The sequence below is a fragment of the Pseudoalteromonas sp. c7(2019) genome, assembly GCF_011378625.1.
Lineage (GTDB): Bacteria > Pseudomonadota > Gammaproteobacteria > Enterobacterales > Alteromonadaceae > Pseudoalteromonas > Pseudoalteromonas arctica.
This window is the reverse complement of sequence record NZ_WTKS01000002.1, coordinates 350,206-368,927: the sequence shown is the minus strand read 5'-3', so window position 1 is coordinate 368,927 and position 18,722 is coordinate 350,206. Positions and strand designations below refer to the sequence as shown.

The following is an 18,722-nucleotide window of genomic DNA, read 5'->3' as shown; positions in this document are numbered from 1 at the left end:
AAAAACAACATGGATATAATTTTAATGGAATCAATACACCCTACCCCATCTGAAACAACCCCACCAATAAATGAGCCTGCTGAACCAATTTTTAGCGGAAAAGTGCAGTTTAGTGGTAAAGGCGGTGAGTTTTTTGGAATTTGGATTGTAAATATATTACTTAGCGTTATTACGCTTGGCATATACTCAGCGTGGGCTAAAGTACGTACGCATCGCTATTTTTACGGCCACACCCGTATAGATGGTCATAGCTTTGACTACCTAGCAACGCCAATACAAATTTTAAAAGGTCGGATTTTAGCGGTTATTGTATTTTTTATTTATACATTCTCTATTAGCTTTATGCCTATTTTAGGCCTGTTTATTGCTCTTGGTTTTATCTTTTTAATGCCATGGATTATTAACCAAGGTTTACGTTTTAATCTGCGTATGACCCGCCATCGTAATGTTCGCTTTGCTTTTAAAGGCAGTTATGGCGAAGCCTTTGTTAACTTTATACTTTTACCTATTGCAAGCATATTTACGCTTTATTTATTAATGCCTTACGTTATAAAGCGTATTGATAGCTATATACATAGCAATATTAGTTACGGTGACAAACCGCTTACTGTAAATCTAAAAGGCGAAACCTATTACTTAACAGCGCTTATTTGCTTTGTAGTGAGCTCTATCACCATGGTGGTATTTATGGGGATTTTAGGGTTATTTGGCCTCAACTTAGTAGATATTGAAAACCAACAAAATTTAGAAAACTCTGCAGCTATGGTTATGCTTCCTATCTTTATGATGATTGCCTATGTGCTAATGATTGCCATTGTTTCTGCTGTATGGCATGCCGCTATTAGAAATCACATTTTTGATAACAGCCATTTTGAAGGCGTTGCTACATTTAAATCTGAGCTAAAACCAATTCCTTTCGCTGTTTTACTATTAACTAATATGTTGGCTATTGTATTTTCTTTAGGCCTTGCATACCCATGGACAAAAGTACGTACATCAAAAATGCTCGCTGATGTAACTAACGTCACTATTTATCCTGGTGCATTAAACCTAATCGATACCGCGCAAGAACAGCAATCATCATTTGCTGAAGAAGCTGCAAACGTATTTGATATTGACCTTTCTCTAACTTAAGAGCTCACTATGCATGTAAAGGGACATTTTTTCCCCATCGCATCGAGTAACTATCAAGTGTGTGTTGCAACTATTAGCGACACACACATTGAAGTTATCAACGATGAACACGTTATAGCTCGCCACGCAATCTCAAGTCTAAAATTAAGTTCGGGGATGGCAGGGCTTGCCGACGAACTAAACTTTGAAGATGGCAGTCGTTTTATTCCTCAAGATGTAAGTTACAGATGGCCATTTAAAGAAAATAACCATCACATAATGGAGCGCCTTGAAAAAAGTAAATGGGCAATTTTAGCTGCAGTCATATTTACACCGCTTTTTATGTGGTTAGTACTTTATAAAGCGGTACCGGCCATTGCTGTTTACAGTGTTGATACACTGCCACGTAATGTTGTGGAACAAATGGGGGAGCAAAGCTTTACACTTATTAAAAAGATTGCGCTTGACCCAAGTGAGCTGCCCGCAGAGCAGCAAACTAAAGTACAAGCGCATTTTACAAGTATGCTTAATGCGTTATCGCTTGATCAATCGGTTTATAGATTATCGTTTTATAAATCAGACAGCTTTGGTGCTAACGCGTTTGCACTACCCCATGGTCGTATCGTGGTCACAGATGATTTAGCAAATTTACTTGCCGATAAACCCAATGCACTAAAAGCGGTATTGCTACACGAGATGGGCCATGTAGTCCACCAGCATAGCGTACGTATTACAGCACAATCTGCCGCAAGTACGATTGTGCTAGCGGTTGTATTTGGTGATTTAGAAGGGGTTGCAGAGGTTGCATTAGGTACGGGTGCATCGTTTGCTCAGCAAGGGTTTTCACGAGATATGGAACGCGAGGCAGATACCTTTGCACTCATTCAATTAGAGTCGCTTGGGTATTCGAGTAATGATTTTGCTGATGCAATAGAAGCGCTGCAAGAAAGCCATACCAGCGAAAACGAACACCTAGAAAAAGTAAATGACTTTTTAGAGTACTTATCTAGCCACCCAAGTGCACAAGAGCGTATTGACAATGCTAGGAAATAATCGCGGTTATATTCAACTTGCTCGCTACATAGTGAGTTTAAGTTGGATATATCATGGCTTTTTTCCAAAGCTTTATCATATAGCACCTCTTGAAAAATTAATGACTGGCAGTGCTGGTTTTTCAGCAGAAGTGTCTGACTTAATTACACGTTCGGCGGGTGTTGGCGAAATTATATTTGGATTGTGTTTATTTGTGTTTTATAAAAATAAACACCTAGTAATTTTAAATATTTTAGCATTAATTGGCCTTTTACTCGCTGTAGTTGCAATGCAGCCACAATTACTTATTGAAGCATTTAACCCTGTTACTACTAACCTGCCTCTTATTGGGCTAAGCGTTATTTGGTTAAAGGAAATTAAGCTGCTGAATAATCGATACCTCTAACTAAAAAAGGGTATGCCTGCGCATACCCTTTTTTGTAGTATTTAATTTGTAAAATTAGTACTTATTTTTATGCGTCCACAAATGCAGTAATTCGCTCGCAATGGTTGCTGCGGCAATAGCGGTAAGCTCACTTTGGTCGTACGAAGGTGATACTTCTACCACATCCATACCTACCATGTTTATGCCTTTTAGCGCACGCAGTACTTTAAGTACTTTATCTGACGTTAAACCACCGCACACAGGAGTGCCTGTACCAGGCGCAAACGCAGGGTCTAAACAATCAATATCAAACGTTAAGTAAACAGGTAGGTCACCTACTCGTTCAAGTATTTGCGCTGCAATATCATTTGCATGTAAATCGTTGGCTTGCATTGCATCAATCACAGCAAACTCATGTTTACTTTGATCAAAGTCGGTACGAATACCTATTTGTATACTGTGCTCAACATCAATCAGCCCTTCCATTGGTGCATGATAAAACATAGTGCCGTGATCAAAACGCGAGCCATTGCTATAGGTATCGGTGTGCGCATCAAAGTGCACTAACGCCATTTTGCCATGTATTTTTGCATGAGCGCGTAATAGCGGAAGCGTCACAAAGTGATCGCCCCCTAAACCTAATAGCGTTTTACCTTGGCGAAGTATTTGCTCAGCAGCCATTTCTAGTTGCGCAGTAAAATATTCAGGATCGCCAACGGGGTAAGTAAAGTCCCCTGCGTCTGCCACCTTTAAGCGCTCAAACAACGGGAACGTCCATGGGTACTTAGTGTCTTCCCATGCTAAATGAACCGACGCACGACGAATCGCATCAGGGCCTAAACGTGCACCAGGGCGACCCGATGTCGCTAAATCAAACGGTAAGCCTAAAACGACTACGTCTGCATCAATTGCATTAATATTTTGCACCATAGGACGACGTAAAAACGTCATCCCATTTGAGTACAATGAGTGATCTGCGTGACCAAACAAAGTCGACATTGCTTATAACTCTTCTAAATAAGTGTAGCCATCAAGGCCGCTTTGCAACTCGTCTAAAACGCTTTGCTGTTCGTGTTTTTCAATTTTAGTGCTTACTAACTGCTCGTATGATTGCTGAAAACTTTCAACATCTAAATGTACATAGCGCATCATATCGGCAACAGTGTCACCTTGGTTTATCTCGGTAATACTTGCAACGCCTTGCTCATCCATATTAACAATTGCGCTGTGCGTATCGCCAAACAAATTATGCATGTCACCTAAAATTTCTTGATAAGCACCCACCAAGAAAAAGCCCATTAAATAAGGTTTATCGGCACTAAATTCTGGTACAGGTAATGTGCTTTCAATACCTTGTCCATCTACGTAATGCTCAAGTGCGCCATCTGAATCACAGGTTATATCAAGTAATACAGCACGTTTTTTTGGTGCTTCAGTTAAGCCACTTAATGGCAATACCGGAAACACTTGATCAATGCCCCATGCATCTGGAAGCGATTGAAATAACGAAAAGTTTACAAAAAACTTATCGGCTAAACGTACGTTTAACTCGTCAATAATAGGACGATGAAAACGGTTTTTGTTATCCATGTGCTTGTTAAGTTCATAACAAATACGAATATTAATTTGTTCAGCCCACGCACGCTGCGATAAGTCTAATAAACCGAGTGCAAACTGGTTATGCGCTTCAGCTAAATCACCTTGGCTGTCGTGATAAATTTCAATTAATGCACGGTCATCCGTTAAATCAGTTAATTGTACAAACGATGCCCACATGTTTTTTAATAACAGGGGTGCATCTACTGCTGGCGCTACTAACTCTTCTGGCGTGTAACTTTCAGTACCAATAACATTAGAAATAAGCACAGCATGATGCGCCGTAAGCGCACGACCCGACTCAGAAATAATAGTCGGCATTGGTTGCTCATATTGCTTACATGTATCACCAATGGTGTACACAATGTTATTTGCATATTCAGCTAAGCTGTAATTCATAGAGTTATGCGACTGGCTACGTGTGCCGTCGTAATCAACAGCCAAACCGCCACCTACATCAAGGCAATCAATTTCTGCGCCTAATTTACGTAGCTCACAGTAAAAACGCGCAGCTTCGCTTACACCTAAACGTACGTCACGAATGTTCGCCATTTGTGAGCCTAAGTGAAAATGTACTAGCTGAAGTAAATCAAGCTGGTTTGCGTCTTTTAAACGATTAACTACATGCAAAACTTGCGATGCAGATAAACCAAATTTTGATTTTTCGCCGCCACTCGCTTGCCATTTACCTTTACCTTGCGACGCTAAACGTACACGAATACCAATGCGTGGTTTTACGTTAAGCTCTTTTGCTTGGCTAAGCACCATGTCTAGCTCAGAAAGCTTTTCAAGTACGATATACACTTTATGACCTAGCTTTTCGCCAATAAGTGCTAAACGTACGTATTCTTTATCTTTGTAGCCATTACATACAATAACGGCGCTGGTTTTTTCAGCCAATGCTAATACTGTAAGTAGTTCAGGCTTGCTGCCTGCTTCTAAACCAAGTTGCTTTTTTTCTACTTGTGCTTGGCTTGCTACTATTTCCTCAACCACTTCACGTTGTTGGTTTACTTTTATTGGGTAAACTAATAGGTAGTCTTTAGGGTAACCATAGTTTTCAATCGCAGTATTAAATGCGCCGCATAAGCTGTGTACACGATGGTGTAAAATTTGCGGAAAACGAACTAAAGCAGGTAAGCTTAAACCTTTATCTTGTAGTTGCTTTGCGATATCTGTTAATGCAATGGTTTGCTCTGGGGCATGAGCCTTGGGCGCAACATACACATCACCTTGATCATTAATACCAAAAAAACCTTGGCTCCAATGACGAACATTGTAGCTCGTACGAGCTTGTTCTAGTGATGTTGTTTCTTTCATTTATCTTTCTCTTTTATTTAATTAATTAGTGCCAACTCGGCTAGTGCCGCGCATTAAAAGAAAAATAGACATTCAAGTCCAACAAGTATTTTTACTCGTAACGAGTGATTTTTAATGTTGATAAAACGACCAATCACGTATTGCTCTCTAGCGTATATAAAATAGGACTTTGATGATTATTAAAGATAAGAAAAGCTGTAAAAAATGGCTGTTTTTAAATGACTCATTATAAATTTTATTAGCAAAAATGAGTTGGCTCATTCACTAAAATTAATCTTGAGTTACTTTTTTATAGAATTTACTTTTGATGGATTAGAGCAAGGCATTCTCAACACCTCAATTACTTACAGTTTAGCCAACGTGTTGTGACCAAGTAATACCCATGTATTTTTAATTTAATATAATTTGCACTTCTAAAACGCTCAGCATAACATCCACCAGCTTCAATAGTTGCTTGGCGCATATGTAGCGTTAGGTACTACCTGTCGTAGTGAAGTTGTTATATTTTATTGGCAGTTTGAAAATAATCGAGGTAGGACTTTAAATGGCACTAGGGTGTGTTTATCTTTGGAGGTAGAAATTGCAGCTGTGCCTTTGGTTTTTAGCCAAGGCAGGGCCTATATGTGTTTCCCCCTATAAATAGGCGCTTTTTATTTATTGAGTATGAGCCAGCTATGCACTTTTTGGTGCGAACATAATTATAGCCATACCTAGCAGTGCAACTAAACCACCAATAATATCCCACATAGTAAGCTTTACGCCATCAACAACCCATAACCATAATAGCGCAACACAAATATATACGCCGCCATAAGCTGCATACACGCGCCCTGCTGCAGTAGGATGTAAAGATAGCAACCATGCAAATAGTGCCAAACTTAAAGCCGCAGGAATTAAAAGTAAAATACTTTTATCTTGCTTAAGCCAAAGGTAAGGCAAATAACAACCCACTATTTCTGCTAAGGCTGTAATAGTAAAAAGTGCGATTGTTTTTAGTTCAAACATAATGCTCCACGCTAAGATAACAAGCATAACAATCTATATAAATTGTTATGCTTAGTATTCGTTATGAATCTGCGTTGTTATTCGCTAAGCGCCATAGTGGCAAGCTTCATTGTGCTTTCAAACGACTTAGTGCCCGCTATAAATAAGCCATTGTGACAGAACACAGCGTCATCAATACCGGTTTCATCTACAAACGCTTGATCAGATAAACCTGACCATGCTTTAGGAAGCGGTTTTCTATCTTCAAACGAGCCAGGCTCAACGGGTACTGTTTGTAATATCCATTGCCCAGAATGCGATGGGTAAACCATGTATAGCGCATCGCTTGATAAGATATGCACTGTTTTTTTCCACGGTGTGTATTTTTCAAGCACTATAACTCTGGCATCTTCTGCATTTTCAATTGCTTTAGCAACAATCGCCTTTGCATTTACACTACCGTGAGCTGAGGCGATAAAACGAATGAGCATGCGAGCTGCAAATTCAACAGCTTCATCAAAACAGGTATCAAAGTTACTCTCTTCTTCCCACGTAGGGTTAAACATTGAGATTGTTTGGCTCAAGCTTATTCCCTTTGATACACCTTCAACATGACCACAATCAATGGCATCAATGGTTGAAACTAAGCCCGAATCGACTCTGTCAGCCACGGCTTGGTTATCATCACACAGCGCTAAGCCGTATTTTTTCCACACTAAACCAAATGATGAAAAAGGAATGCCATTTTCTCGCTCGCCTGCACCACCGCGTTGATGATGATCAAAGCGATTAGTTTCAGGATCGTATTCGCCACCTACATCAATTACAAAGTCGGCACTCTCTATAAGCGCTTTATCGCGAGTACGTACCAGTTTAAACGTTGGCAAAACATGTTTAAGTACCGCAATACTAAAAACGTCATCTGCATGAAAATTACCATTGTGGGTTACTACTGTTATTTCGCTCATTTGTTTATTGCTACTTTTAGAAAAGATAAAAATTCTCGCTTTGTAAGTTAGTCACTAATTATCGAGGCAGATTTTATACGAAGACAGGTGTTAAAAACAGTGAAGTATTTTTTGCATCACTATAAAAGCTGCTTTTATAGTTAATAGCTTGAGTATGACTTTTATTACAAGGTAATAATGAGGCCAGATATTTACGACACATTAAGCTTTAACATGTCGTAGCGTTAATAAGCTTATTGGCTAAGCCCTAACTCCATAAATACACTTTGTGGATTATCTACATATGAGCCAAAACTGCTACAGCGTTTAAAGCCTAAATTTTCATATAAATTGATTGATTTTATTTGCTTTGGACCTGTTTCTAAACGTATTAACGGGATTTTCTTTTCGCCAGCTTGATGTAATAAAATCTGCATAATACGTCTTGATAGCCCTTTACCACGATGACTTGGTTTTACATATAAACGTCTTATTTCGCCATAAGGCTGAGTATCAAATTTCTCTACAATCGCACCACAAGCGATAATACCTTCTTCAGTTTTTAAACCAATAGCATACACATTAGGTAAGGTTAATTCGTTTAACTCCAAAGACTGCGCTGTAGCAACAGGGTATAAAGAATTTATAAGTCGGTCTATATCGTCAAATACATTTACTACATCGGGATCATTAGGGTTCAAATCGACTAACTGCATAAAGCTTCCATTCATTGTTATAAGTTTATTAAGCTTTAAATAATATATTCAAGCGGGCATAGCTTAGCATTGTTTAACCAAAAAATCTTTAGTCCTTATTTAGCATATAGTTTGGGGAATTTTAGCAGTTAGAAAAAGTAAAAGTGACCTAGCATATGGGAAATCTCTGTTAGGTTATTCCCAATTATTAAACATTGGCCTTTAAGTAATTAAGCTCTGAGAGCATTTCCGTACCAAATTTGCTTAATTAAGTGATCTATTTTGAGATAAGAAAATCGTGTCGATAACAAGGCAGAATTTTTTAACACAGTTACCGCCAGATTTAATCCCTCTAATTGATTAAGTATTATTGCGGATTGCTATTAGCACTATGCCATTTTAAATAACGTTCTTTATCCATCGGCTTTGCAACTAAGTAGCCTTGCATAGTGTCAATATTCATTTTTTTAAGTAAGTCATACTGCTCTGTTGTTTCTACGCCTTCTGCAACGACCACTAAGTTTAAGCTTTTTCCTAAACTGATAATTGTTTGCGCGATATTAAAGCCAATCTCATTATCTAAAATTTTATCAATAAAGCTTTTATCTATTTTTAATTCTTTAACAGGAAACGCACTTAAGTAAGCTAAGCAAGAGTATCCAGTTCCAAAATCGTCAATCGAAAATAAAAAGCCAGCCGCAATGAGCTCTTTCATTTGCCTAATTGTATAATCTATATCACTAGAGAGCATTGACTCGGTTATTTCTAACTTAATTTGTGATGCTCTAATATCAAATTCATTGATAGTGTTGAACAGCTCACCTTTTAAATTTGATGAATTGAACTGACTTTGACTAATATTAATTGAAACACTAAACGAGTCGTCAATGATAGCGCTTGCTTTAAGCTCGTTAATTAAAATACATATATCATGCAAAACAATATTTTGTAGTTTTTGAATAAGTCCGTATTGCTCTGCAATAGGTATAAATTCGTTTGCTGTTATCAGCCCTCTTTGAGGGTGGTCCCATCTAATAAGTGCTTCAGCACCAACAACATCACCCTGCGTATTAACTTGTGGCTGAAAGTAAGCACAAAACTCATTAGATGCAATTGCTCTCACTATGTCGGTTTCTAGCTCTGTTTGCTTTTCAAGTAGTGTTTGCAAGGCTGGATCGTAAAAGCTGCTGCTATTACCTCCTTTATTTTTAGAACGATACATAGCAGTATCTGCAAATTTTAATATATTGTCAGCCTGTGCATTTACGCTATCAATTAGGCAAATACCTATGCTACAACTTACTTGAAATGCAAGGTTGCCCACTTCAAACTTATCATGAAAAGCTCTTTGAATTTCTTTAGCAACGGCTTTACATTCTAGGATTGCTTGCTTTGTATCTTGCCCTATGTGTTTAAGTAAAATAATAAATTCATCACCACCCGCTCTGGCCAGTGTATCTGAGCCTTTTATTATTGCGCTTAACCTTTTTGATAACTCTACAAGTACTTCATCACCCGCACTGTGCCCTAACGAGTCATTAATACGCTTAAAGTTATCTAGGTCTAAAAATAATAATGCCCCTATATTTTTATTACGCTTAACACTCTCTACACACGTGCTTAATCTGTCGCTAAGCATTCTTCTATTTGGAAGGTTAGTTAATGGATCGTAAAAGGCGAGTTTATGAACTTCTTGCTCAGCCTTTTTCTTTATTGAAATATCTCTGGCCATCCATACTACATGTCTTTTTGTAGGACTATTGGGGTTGTAATGATCTAAAGCGGCAGCTCGTCCCTCAAAAACTATACTTCCTTTTGGCACATCTAATTCATATTCAAAAATTTGCATCTCGTTAGTCGATAGAGTTGTTTCGATGACATCCATTATCATCTTCGCATCTTTTTGAGGAAGCAGGTCTTTAACATTTTCACCAATAAGATCCGTGGTCGAATCAAGCAGTAACTCATTAGAGGTACCATAAACATCGGTATATGTGCCATCTTCACTTAAAATGAGGATGAGATCGGGCATTACTTTGGTGAAGGCTTTAAATTTTTCATTACTGTGCTGTAAATTAACGACAAGCTGTTTTGCCTTCTCAAATTCGTTACTTTTCTCAAGAGCGATACTTGAAAAGTGCACAAAAAAATCTATTAATTCTAAATCTTGCTCTGATGGGGTTTTAGGTGTGCTGTGATAGATAGCAAAGGTGCCTAACAAATCAGCTTGAGTTGAAAAAATAGGTGTTGACCAACATGACCTAAGATCAAACTTTAGCGCTAAATCTTTAAAGTCCTCCCAAAGCGGTGAGGTTTCAATATTTTCTACAATTGTGCGCGATTTCGAAAATGCAGCAGTACCACATGAACCTACTTTTGGCCCTATGTGAACTCCATTAAGCAAACTACAGTACTCTGGGTGAATATTAGGGGCTGCGCAATGAAAAAGCTGCTGGCCTTTAACTGATAAAATAGAACACCTAGCAGACTCATCATTAATAATCTGCTCTATTGATAAACAAATTTCAGTAAGCACCTCATTTAAAGGTACCCCTAATGCAATTTTAGATAGAATGCCTTGCTGGTGAGATAATAACTTTTTTAACCTATCCGTACCCATTTTCACTTGCTCGCATTATTTATACATATTGATACAACAAAAAGCCTCAAACAGATGCTTTTTTTCTACGTAGTAAAGTTCAGTATAGTCATGATTAGTAAGTTCATTCTTTTATTAATAAAAAACTAACCGGGTCTACATTGATTAATCATAATTGCATATTACTAAACACCTGTAGTTACTATATAACCAAAACCGCAACATTAAAGCTAACACTTTGTTACTTAAAATTACTGTTCAAAATTACTCAGCTATTTATACTGTCACTAATGGTGAATATTTTTTGAGGTTACAGTGCAGATCACACAAGGTATGGAATATTTTTTTTCGGGATTTAAATTAATTAGCCAAAAAGGGTTAAAGCGCTTTGTACTTATCCCGCTTTTAATTAATGTTCTGCTATTTGGTAGTTCGTTGTTTTTCTTATTTGGATGGCTAAGTGATAGCTTTAGCTACATCAGTAACATGCTACCAGAATGGTTAAGCTGGCTTGAATGGCTAATGTGGCCAATTGCTGTATTAGTCGTATTATTTAGCTACAGTATGCTATTTACTATAATCACTAATTTTATTGCAGCCCCATTCAATGCTTTATTAAGCGAAAAAGTTGAGCTTTATTTAACGGGTCAAAAAATTAACGATGATGGTTTTTCCGAATTAGTTAAAGATGTACCTAGAATGCTTGCCCGTGAGTGGACGAAGTTGTGCTATTACCTTCCTCGCGCTATTGGTTTTTTCATACTACTTTGGGTTTTACCTGTCATTGGCCAAATACTATGGGTTTTGTTTACCTGTTGGATGTACGCGGTGCAGTATGAAGACTATGCGTTTGATAACCATAAAATTGGCTTTAAGCAGATGAAAGACGATTTAAAATCTAAGCAAGGTTTATCATACGGATTTGGTTTTGCTGTTATGTTATTAACGGCTATACCCTTTGTAAACTTAATAGTTATGCCTGTAGCTGTGTGTGGTGCAACACGTTTGTGGGTCGATAATTATCGACCAAAATACCGTAGTTAATTAAGAGGTAGCTGACTTTTCAATATTCAAAGGTCACCCGTACCCGAGATTAAAAAAGCACCTAAGGTGCTTTTTTAATCTATTTTTAAAGCAATAAACTCAAGCGATGCACGCCTTGGTAATGCGACACTTTGTTTATCTACTTCTTCAAATTTTTTAATCAAAATACTAAAGCGCTGATTGTTAAAATTAACGGCTGTAACTTCACCAATTTTTATACTGTAGTTTTGCTGCTGATCAAACAGCTTTAGTGTTCGCCCTTTTATACGCTCTACGAATAAGTAAGGTGTTTGGTCTGGCATCTTTAAACGGATAACATTGATTTTACTTAACTCATGTACCGCCACCCAATTTTGACTCTGCATTAACGTATTATAACTACTAATGCCTTCAGGTTGATAAACAACATCTTGGCTTATAACGCATGTCTTACAGCCCTTTACTGATTCAACTCGCCAGTCAATAGCTGTATTTTTGTAATATAAATTGTCATTTTTTAGTAACCATTCACGTGCATTGTTAGTATCGCTACACGCTATTAGTAAGCTTAAAAAACTACTACAAACAATAAACTTAATACTTAACCCTAGTTTCATATTAATGCTCTTTAATTGCTTTTAACTCAGCAATAATTGCACTACTTGGCTGCGCTTCTTTTATATAACTGGGCAGCGTTTCAATATTAGTAGGTGAGCTTTGTAAATTATACACCTTACTATTATTAGTATTTGGCACGCCAAATCGATTACCTGCACTTTGCATATAAAACTGCAAATTAAGCATGCTCCACTCATTTACATCACTAAGTATTGATATTGTATTATCTTGGTTAGTATCAAAGCTGGTTAAGCTTTCGGTGTTAATTGCATTACAGTTAAAATCAACAGGTAGTGAGCCATTTCGATTTAGCCCCTGTGCTTCAAGTATTGTGCTCTCATTTAAATCTGCTGAACTACCACTTGAATAATCAATAATAAAATCATCTGTAGAGCCTAAATGACTATTAGTATTTGGTGTAATATCGCAGCTAGCATTGGCGGGATAAAAACGCTCATAATAACGATCGCCTTCGTTATTACCTATTGTTGATAAACCCGCTAATTGATATAAATAATTCATAGAGCTTAAATGATTAGGCTTAAAGTTAACCTCTTCATCGCCACCATGGTATAAGCCTAAGTTATGGCCTAGCTCATGAAAGATAGTTGATGCTTGATAATTATAAGTTACATTGGTTGCTATTTGCGTATCGAGCGTTAAGCCCCAGCCCCCCATAGTTACCATTAAATCATTACCGCTGATCTCAGCAATACCCGACCCACTAATACTGCCATCTTCATTTCCACTACTTGCCATTAATAGGTAATGAAAGATGGGTCTGCGGGTTATATCGGTATATTCCATTTTATAAGCAAACAAATTAGGGCTACTTAAATCGTACTCAAACGGAGTATAACTATTAAAAGGGACAACATTTCCGCCACCTAAATCAAAGTTTTGCGGCGCAATATCGCTACTTTGATCAAATAAGTCACCTACATCAAAATGAACGGTATAGCCTTTACTTGCAAATACACTAACAATTTTTTCAAGTGCAGTTCGATGAGGCGTTATTCCAACATCACTACTATCCATATAATCTATTTCAATAAATATATCTTTTTGTGAAGTACGCGCCCCCCATTCATACAAAGGCAGCCCACCAAATGTTGCCCCCTCTACCTCTGCGCAATCTGGAATACCGTCTTCATCATCATCTATTGAGCAAGTTATATCGTTAGGCCCTGCCGGAGTACTGAATACTGAGTAGTTCCAGTCTGTATTTTGGTTGGTATCGGTTGCGCCGAGCGTACGCTTTAAGCTGGCGCCCTGCTCTGGCAGTATTTGTGCAGCATTTTCGCCTTGCCACTGCGAGGCTGTCACAGGCTCTTGGGTTGAATTTCCAAACTTAACAAAGTCGATAGTTTGTGTACCCGCACTATTAAGTAATTCTGCAAAACCATTTATGTACCAATAAGGCCTAATTTGATCATTCGCGCTACCAACAAGCACAAGCTTAGTGTTATTTAATGACGCACTTGCTAAAAAGTCATCGCCAAAGCGGCTTTGTAAAATAATATAGGCGCCATTTAAAAGCTCTTTATTAGGCAGCGTAAATATTTGCTCACCACTCAACGTACTATCAGACATATTAATACTGCGAGCTTTAAGAGAGTAGTCTTGTAAATTTACTGTCGCACCGGTGCCGTTATAAAGTTCAATCCAAGGTAAGTCATTACTAAATTGCACAGATGAAAGCTCTGTTATTTTTATATCTTGGCTAGAAGTTGTAAACGAGGTGGCAGTTTGCGCCAAAATAGTTGTGCTATCAAAATTAGCTAAATCAGCTGTAACACGAACAATATATTGAGTGTCTTCATCAAAGCTTGCGCTTAAATTTACAGTATGAAAATAAGTACTTGTGTCGCTGGTAGTACCCGACAAACTTTCAATAGTTAAGGCCAAGCAAGTAGTAAAATTATCTGCTGATACTTGTACGCTTCCAGTACAAGTACCACTACTAGAGTTAACGGCTAAAGTACTCACGAGCATAATATCTGAAAATGTAATGCTAACAGGGCTATCTACAAATACTGGTTCATTACTATTTTGGGGCGTTACATTACTAATTGTAGCGGGCGTTGAATCAACAACGGTAACATTCAATACAAATTCAGTTGTGTCTTTTGTATCAGTCGCCGTTAACGTATAGCTTTGTGGAGTGATACTGTTTGCAGGAGGTGTGTAACTAAAACGTAAGGCTTGGTCATCAATAACACTGATTTGCGCTCCATTTAAATCATCACCAAAGTCAATCTGTACGCTATCGTTATCTGCGTCGCTAACCACTAAGCTAAATTCTGTGGCTTGGTTATATTGCACATTTATATTTACATCATCGGCAGTCGGTGGGTTATTTGGGGCTAATATTAAAACTATTTTCTGGGCGTTATTTGTAGCGTTATCGTCATCGGTAACAGTTACTACAAACGTTACATTGGTATTTTGCGCAACAGTAGGCGCATTAAAGCTAATACTTGTTTCTGTTTGGGTAAGTTCAACTACAGGGCCACTTGTTTGCTGCCAGGTTATGCTATTAATACTGCCATCGCTGTCCTGTGCATCTGCAACTAGGGTTACACTGTCATCTTTTTCAGCTTCATCTGGGCCTGTAACAATGACTGTTGGTGCGCTATTTACTTGATTAATTAAAACCGTTTTACTCGCTTGAGCGCTTTTACCGGCATTATCTGTTACGGTTACGCTAAAGCCTAGCGTTGTATTTTCAGATACATTAGGGGCAGTAAAACTAAGTACACCATCTGATTGGCTAAAATCAACATTATCTCCCGCAGACTGAATCCAACTAATAGTGCTTATGGTTCCATCTGTATCTTGAGCGTTAGCAACTAAGCTTACTTGTGTGTTAGCAAGTGCACTACTTGGGCCTGTAATATTAACTGTAGGTGCATTATTTTGAGAAGTGATAGTGCCTGAAAATACTTGTTGTGCAGTAGCACCTGAATTATCAGTAACAGTAACTGAAAAACTAAAGGTCGTGTCAGTGGTTACACTCGGTGCAGTAGCTGTAAGCGTATTGCCATTAACAATAAATGTAAATTCAGGACCACTAAGTTGTTGCCATTGATAATTGGCTATTTGCCCGTCACTATCACTTGCAAGCGCAGTAATAGTAAACGATTGGTTAGAGACAATAACGTTACTACTAACAGAGAGCGTAACACTGGGCGCAGCGTTACCAGAGGGCGTAGTTGAATCACTACCTTCTCCGCCGCCACAACCTGTGATTAAAAGTGATAAAAAAAGTAAACTTAGCCATTTATTAATATTGTTTTTTACCACTTTTAGCCTCTACATATTAACTATACAAATTTTGTGGCACCTTAGTAACGTTTAAATGAACGGTTATTTCCTCACGATCATGATAGAGATGTTTAGCTTGTAACTCGTAATTAATGCTATGTTTCTCAAGCTCTTTTCTTATCATCGAAAGACATTCATAAACACTATCAAAGCGTTTTTTCATAGGTAGTTTTAAGTTAAATATAAACTCTTTTGCGTATGCATTTACTGCCCAGTCAATCATTAGCGTAGTCACTTTGGTTGGTTTTTCCACCATATCGCACACTAACCAAGTAATATTTCTTTTTTCTGGGCGATATTTAAAACCATCTGCTCTAAAATGTTTAACTTGCCCAGTTTGCATTAAATCGTCATTCATTGGGCCGTTATCAATCGCACTTACAAACATACCTCGGCGTACAAGCTGATAAGTCCAACCACCCGGGCATGCACCTAAATCAACACTGCGCATACCTGCTGCCACGCGTGATTCACGTTGTTGCTCAGGAATAAATACATTAAACGCTTCGTCGAGTTTTAACGTTGAACGACTCGGTGCATCGCTTGGCATACGAAGGCGTAAAATACCCATGAAAAATGGAGAATTATTAAAGCTATACGAGTAACCAACATAAGCCGTATTGTTTGTTAAAAACATGACATGCATTACTGGGCGGTTTGCTTTTGGCTCACGCAGTACTGTATTTTGTTTTTCGAGGGCTTTTTTAAGCGGCGTTGATATTTTTTTACAGAACGTTAAAAGCTCTTTGCCTTCATTTGTATCTGGCGTTTCTACGCGCAGCTCTGAGCACAATGTAAAATCTTTAGCAGCTTCAACTACTGCACTTACACGGTCCTCTACTGGCATGTTTTCAAGTAATGTACCGGCAAACCATTGGCGTGCGAACACCATATTTTTAAAATCGACTTTTTTGATTATTTCGTCGCTGTGATGCGCTTCAAAACATTCGTAAACAACATAACCTGTATTTGGCTTTGCTTTTACATACCCTGCAAAACCCTGCTCTGCAGCATGAAACGTTATTTCAGCAGCGGCATCGCTTTCAAAACCACTACGACAATAAATCACAACACTAGACATATTAACCCTTAAACTCTTTAAAACTTAAATCGTGCGACTTGCACTAAAATAACAATCCAACCAATAATAAAGCACAATCCACCAAGCGGTGTTATCGGCCCTAGCCACTTCATATCTGTTAGAGCGAGTAAATATAAACTGCCACTAAAAAGTAGTGTGCCCGTTATAAAAAAGCCACCAGCCCAACTCAGGTTTATGCCCCATTTAATTAAAATAGCCACCGTAATAAGTGCAAGGCCATGCACCATTTGATACTCAGCAGCTGTTTTAAAAACCCCTAATGAATACTCCGATAAGCGGCTTTTTAAACCATGGGCAGCAAATGCACCTAACATAACCGAGAGCATACAAAAAATACTGCCGGCCATTAAAAATAATTTAATCATCTAATCCCCTAATCGAGTCTTAACACATCTCTACTTGTTGCTTAATAAATTCAACGGCACTTAACGCTGCTGTTTCTCTATTTTGCAGTTCAGTTACGCCACTTTTTTTACGTGGTTTTAATGAATGATCGCCATCAGCCAGCCATGTGAGTAAAGGCTGTTTTGGCATTTCCATAGTAAGCAGTTCTTCACGTGTACCAAATGTATCTCGCTCGCCCTGTAATACTAAAAAAGGACAAACAATATCAGCAAAATGATCGGTGCGTAACTTTTCTGGTTTACCCGGCGGATGAAATGGATAACCAAATGCAATAACACCTGAAAGTCTTTGCTCTGTGCTGCACGCAAGCATTGATGCCATGCGTCCGCCCATCGATTTACCGCCTATAAATAACGGTAAATCTGGCTGCGCCTGACCAAGCACTTGCTCATAATAAATAAGTAGCTTTGGCGCTCGCTCAGGAGGCCTACGTTTATTAGTTTGTTTAGCAATTTGCATATATTCAAAATCAAATAAACCAACATCAACACCTTGCTCGCTTATTAATTTTGCCATATGTTGCATAAAGTCAGAATCGCTACCGGCACCTGCACCATGCGCAAATATAAACTGTGCAATTGCAGGTTGTGCGGTGCTTTTAAACCATTCAATCATTATTAATACTCATGTTCTTGCTCATGCTCTACTAAGCTCAGCATCCACTCTTTAAACGAAACTATTTTACCAAGCTCGGTTTGCGATTCGCGAAGCACTAAGTAATATGCATTTTTACTTTCTAGACTGTGATTAAACGGAATAACCAAACGCCCTGCATCTATGTCGGGTTTAGCTAATACACTATTACCAATTGCCACACCTTGCCCATGTACTGCAGCTTGTAACACCATTGATGAGTGACTAAATATAGGTCCTTGATTTACCTGAATGTTACGCACGCCTGCAGTTTTCATCCACGTTTTCCAGTTTTTACGTGTGGTGTCATGCAATAAGGTGTGATGCGCTAAATCACTAGGTTGATCAAGCGGCTTTAATCCGCTTAATAACATAGGACTACAAAGTGGTACTAAATACTCGGTATGAAGTTTGTACGCTTGTACGCCATTCCAATGACCTCTTCCATAGTAAATAGCAATATCTACGTCATCAGTCAGTGAGTTTTCATCTTGATCTTGTGCTTTTATTCGCACGTCTATCTCTGGGTGTAACTCATTAAACAAACTCAAACGAGGCACTAACCACTGAATAGCAAAACTTGGTGTTAGACTAACTGTTAATGAGCCCTTAGCACCACGGGCTAATAGCTTTTCAGTTGCATCAATAAGCTGAGTAAAAATCTCTTTTATATCTAAAAAATAGCCTTGGCCTTCTTCAGTTAATAATAATGAGCGGTTTTTACGTAAAAACAACTTTAAACCTAAATGCTCTTCAAGTGTTTTTATTTGATGACTTACTGCCGCCTGCGTTACATAGAGCTCTTCTGCAGCCTTAGTAAAACTTAAATGACGCGCAGCCGCTTCAAAGGCTTTTAATGCGTTTAATGGAGGTACCCGTCTTGACATAATAACCAAGCTTAGAATTAGTTTTTCTTATGCGTGAGATTATATACATCATATAA

General features: G+C 38.2%; 16 protein-coding genes. 4 read left to right on the top strand and 12 right to left on the bottom strand.

Annotated features, from left to right (window positions below; all coding sequences use genetic code 11):
* The first annotated feature begins 24 nt into the window (after positions 1-24).
* The 3 genes from GQR38_RS03610 to GQR38_RS03600 are packed head-to-tail and all read left to right on the top strand — an operon-like array spanning position 25 to position 2,551.
* Complete coding sequence (locus tag GQR38_RS03610; protein WP_165721407.1) at positions 25-1,134, top strand: YjgN family protein; 1,110 nt, start codon at positions 25-27, stop codon at positions 1,132-1,134.
* Positions 1,135-1,143: 9 nt separating this feature from the next.
* Positions 1,144-2,166 (top strand): M48 family metallopeptidase, encoded by a 1,023-nt coding sequence (locus tag GQR38_RS03605; RefSeq protein WP_024593854.1) that lies wholly within the window; start codon positions 1,144-1,146, stop codon positions 2,164-2,166.
* Complete coding sequence (locus GQR38_RS03600) at positions 2,153-2,551, top strand: DoxX-like family protein (RefSeq protein WP_101164108.1); 399 nt, start codon at positions 2,153-2,155, stop codon at positions 2,549-2,551. Before GQR38_RS03605 ends, GQR38_RS03600 begins: the two co-directional genes overlap by 14 nt.
* Before the next feature lie 54 nt (positions 2,552-2,605).
* Here GQR38_RS03600 and speB read toward each other — a convergent pair whose 3' ends face one another.
* The 6 genes from speB to GQR38_RS03570 all read right to left on the bottom strand — a co-directional run bounded on the left by speB (position 2,606) and on the right by GQR38_RS03570 (position 10,692).
* Positions 2,606-3,529: an agmatinase gene (speB, locus tag GQR38_RS03595; protein ID WP_007583987.1), complete on the bottom strand. Its 924-nt coding sequence runs from the start codon at positions 3,527-3,529 to the stop codon at positions 2,606-2,608.
* Between the two features lie 3 nt (positions 3,530-3,532).
* Positions 3,533-5,446 (bottom strand): biosynthetic arginine decarboxylase, encoded by a 1,914-nt coding sequence (speA, locus tag GQR38_RS03590; RefSeq protein ID WP_024607696.1) that lies wholly within the window; start codon positions 5,444-5,446, stop codon positions 3,533-3,535.
* A 672-nt stretch (positions 5,447-6,118) separates the two neighbouring features.
* Positions 6,119-6,451 carry a YnfA family protein gene (locus GQR38_RS03585; RefSeq protein ID WP_007378102.1) on the bottom strand — a complete coding sequence of 111 codons (333 nt, stop codon included), beginning with the start codon at positions 6,449-6,451 and terminating at the stop codon, positions 6,119-6,121.
* Between the two features lie 77 nt (positions 6,452-6,528).
* Entirely contained in the window at positions 6,529-7,398 is an 870-nt protein-coding gene (locus tag GQR38_RS03580; RefSeq protein ID WP_007583983.1) for an MYG1 family protein, read from the bottom strand.
* 233 nt (positions 7,399-7,631) lie between these two features.
* On the bottom strand, positions 7,632-8,093 hold the full coding sequence (locus GQR38_RS03575) for a GNAT family N-acetyltransferase (RefSeq protein ID WP_024591605.1): 462 nt from the start codon (positions 8,091-8,093) through the stop codon (positions 7,632-7,634).
* A gap of 346 nt (positions 8,094-8,439) precedes the next feature.
* Positions 8,440-10,692: an EAL domain-containing protein gene (locus tag GQR38_RS03570; RefSeq protein WP_165721442.1), complete on the bottom strand. Its 2,253-nt coding sequence runs from the start codon at positions 10,690-10,692 to the stop codon at positions 8,440-8,442.
* A gap of 294 nt (positions 10,693-10,986) precedes the next feature.
* Here GQR38_RS03570 and cysZ point away from each other — a divergent pair, with 294 nt between their 5' ends.
* Positions 10,987-11,715 carry a sulfate transporter CysZ gene (gene cysZ / locus GQR38_RS03565; RefSeq protein ID WP_024591607.1) on the top strand — a complete coding sequence of 243 codons (729 nt, stop codon included), beginning with the start codon at positions 10,987-10,989 and terminating at the stop codon, positions 11,713-11,715.
* Positions 11,716-11,789: 74 nt separating this feature from the next.
* Here the strand turns inward: cysZ and GQR38_RS03560 are convergent, their stop codons facing one another.
* The 6 genes from GQR38_RS03560 to GQR38_RS03535 are packed head-to-tail and all read right to left on the bottom strand — an operon-like array spanning position 11,790 to position 18,666.
* Positions 11,790-12,311 carry a hypothetical protein gene (locus GQR38_RS03560; RefSeq protein WP_165721406.1) on the bottom strand — a complete coding sequence of 174 codons (522 nt, stop codon included), beginning with the start codon at positions 12,309-12,311 and terminating at the stop codon, positions 11,790-11,792.
* A gap of 1 nt (position 12,312) precedes the next feature.
* On the bottom strand, positions 12,313-15,618 hold the full coding sequence (locus GQR38_RS03555; RefSeq protein ID WP_165721405.1) for a hypothetical protein: 3,306 nt from the start codon (positions 15,616-15,618) through the stop codon (positions 12,313-12,315).
* A gap of 16 nt (positions 15,619-15,634) precedes the next feature.
* Positions 15,635-16,720 carry a 23S rRNA (cytidine(2498)-2'-O)-methyltransferase RlmM gene (gene rlmM / locus GQR38_RS03550; protein ID WP_007583974.1) on the bottom strand — a complete coding sequence of 362 codons (1,086 nt, stop codon included), beginning with the start codon at positions 16,718-16,720 and terminating at the stop codon, positions 15,635-15,637.
* A 17-nt stretch (positions 16,721-16,737) separates the two neighbouring features.
* Positions 16,738-17,106, bottom strand: coding sequence for a DUF423 domain-containing protein (locus GQR38_RS03545; RefSeq protein ID WP_165721404.1), 369 nt, complete (start codon positions 17,104-17,106; stop codon positions 16,738-16,740).
* 19 nt (positions 17,107-17,125) lie between these two features.
* Positions 17,126-17,761 carry an alpha/beta family hydrolase gene (locus tag GQR38_RS03540; RefSeq protein WP_165721403.1) on the bottom strand — a complete coding sequence of 212 codons (636 nt, stop codon included), beginning with the start codon at positions 17,759-17,761 and terminating at the stop codon, positions 17,126-17,128.
* Positions 17,762-17,763: 2 nt separating this feature from the next.
* The gene (locus GQR38_RS03535; protein ID WP_002958561.1) at positions 17,764-18,666 is read right to left on the bottom strand and encodes a transcriptional regulator GcvA; all 903 of its coding nucleotides are present in this window, start codon (positions 18,664-18,666) and stop codon (positions 17,764-17,766) included.
* Positions 18,667-18,722 lie beyond the last annotated feature (56 nt).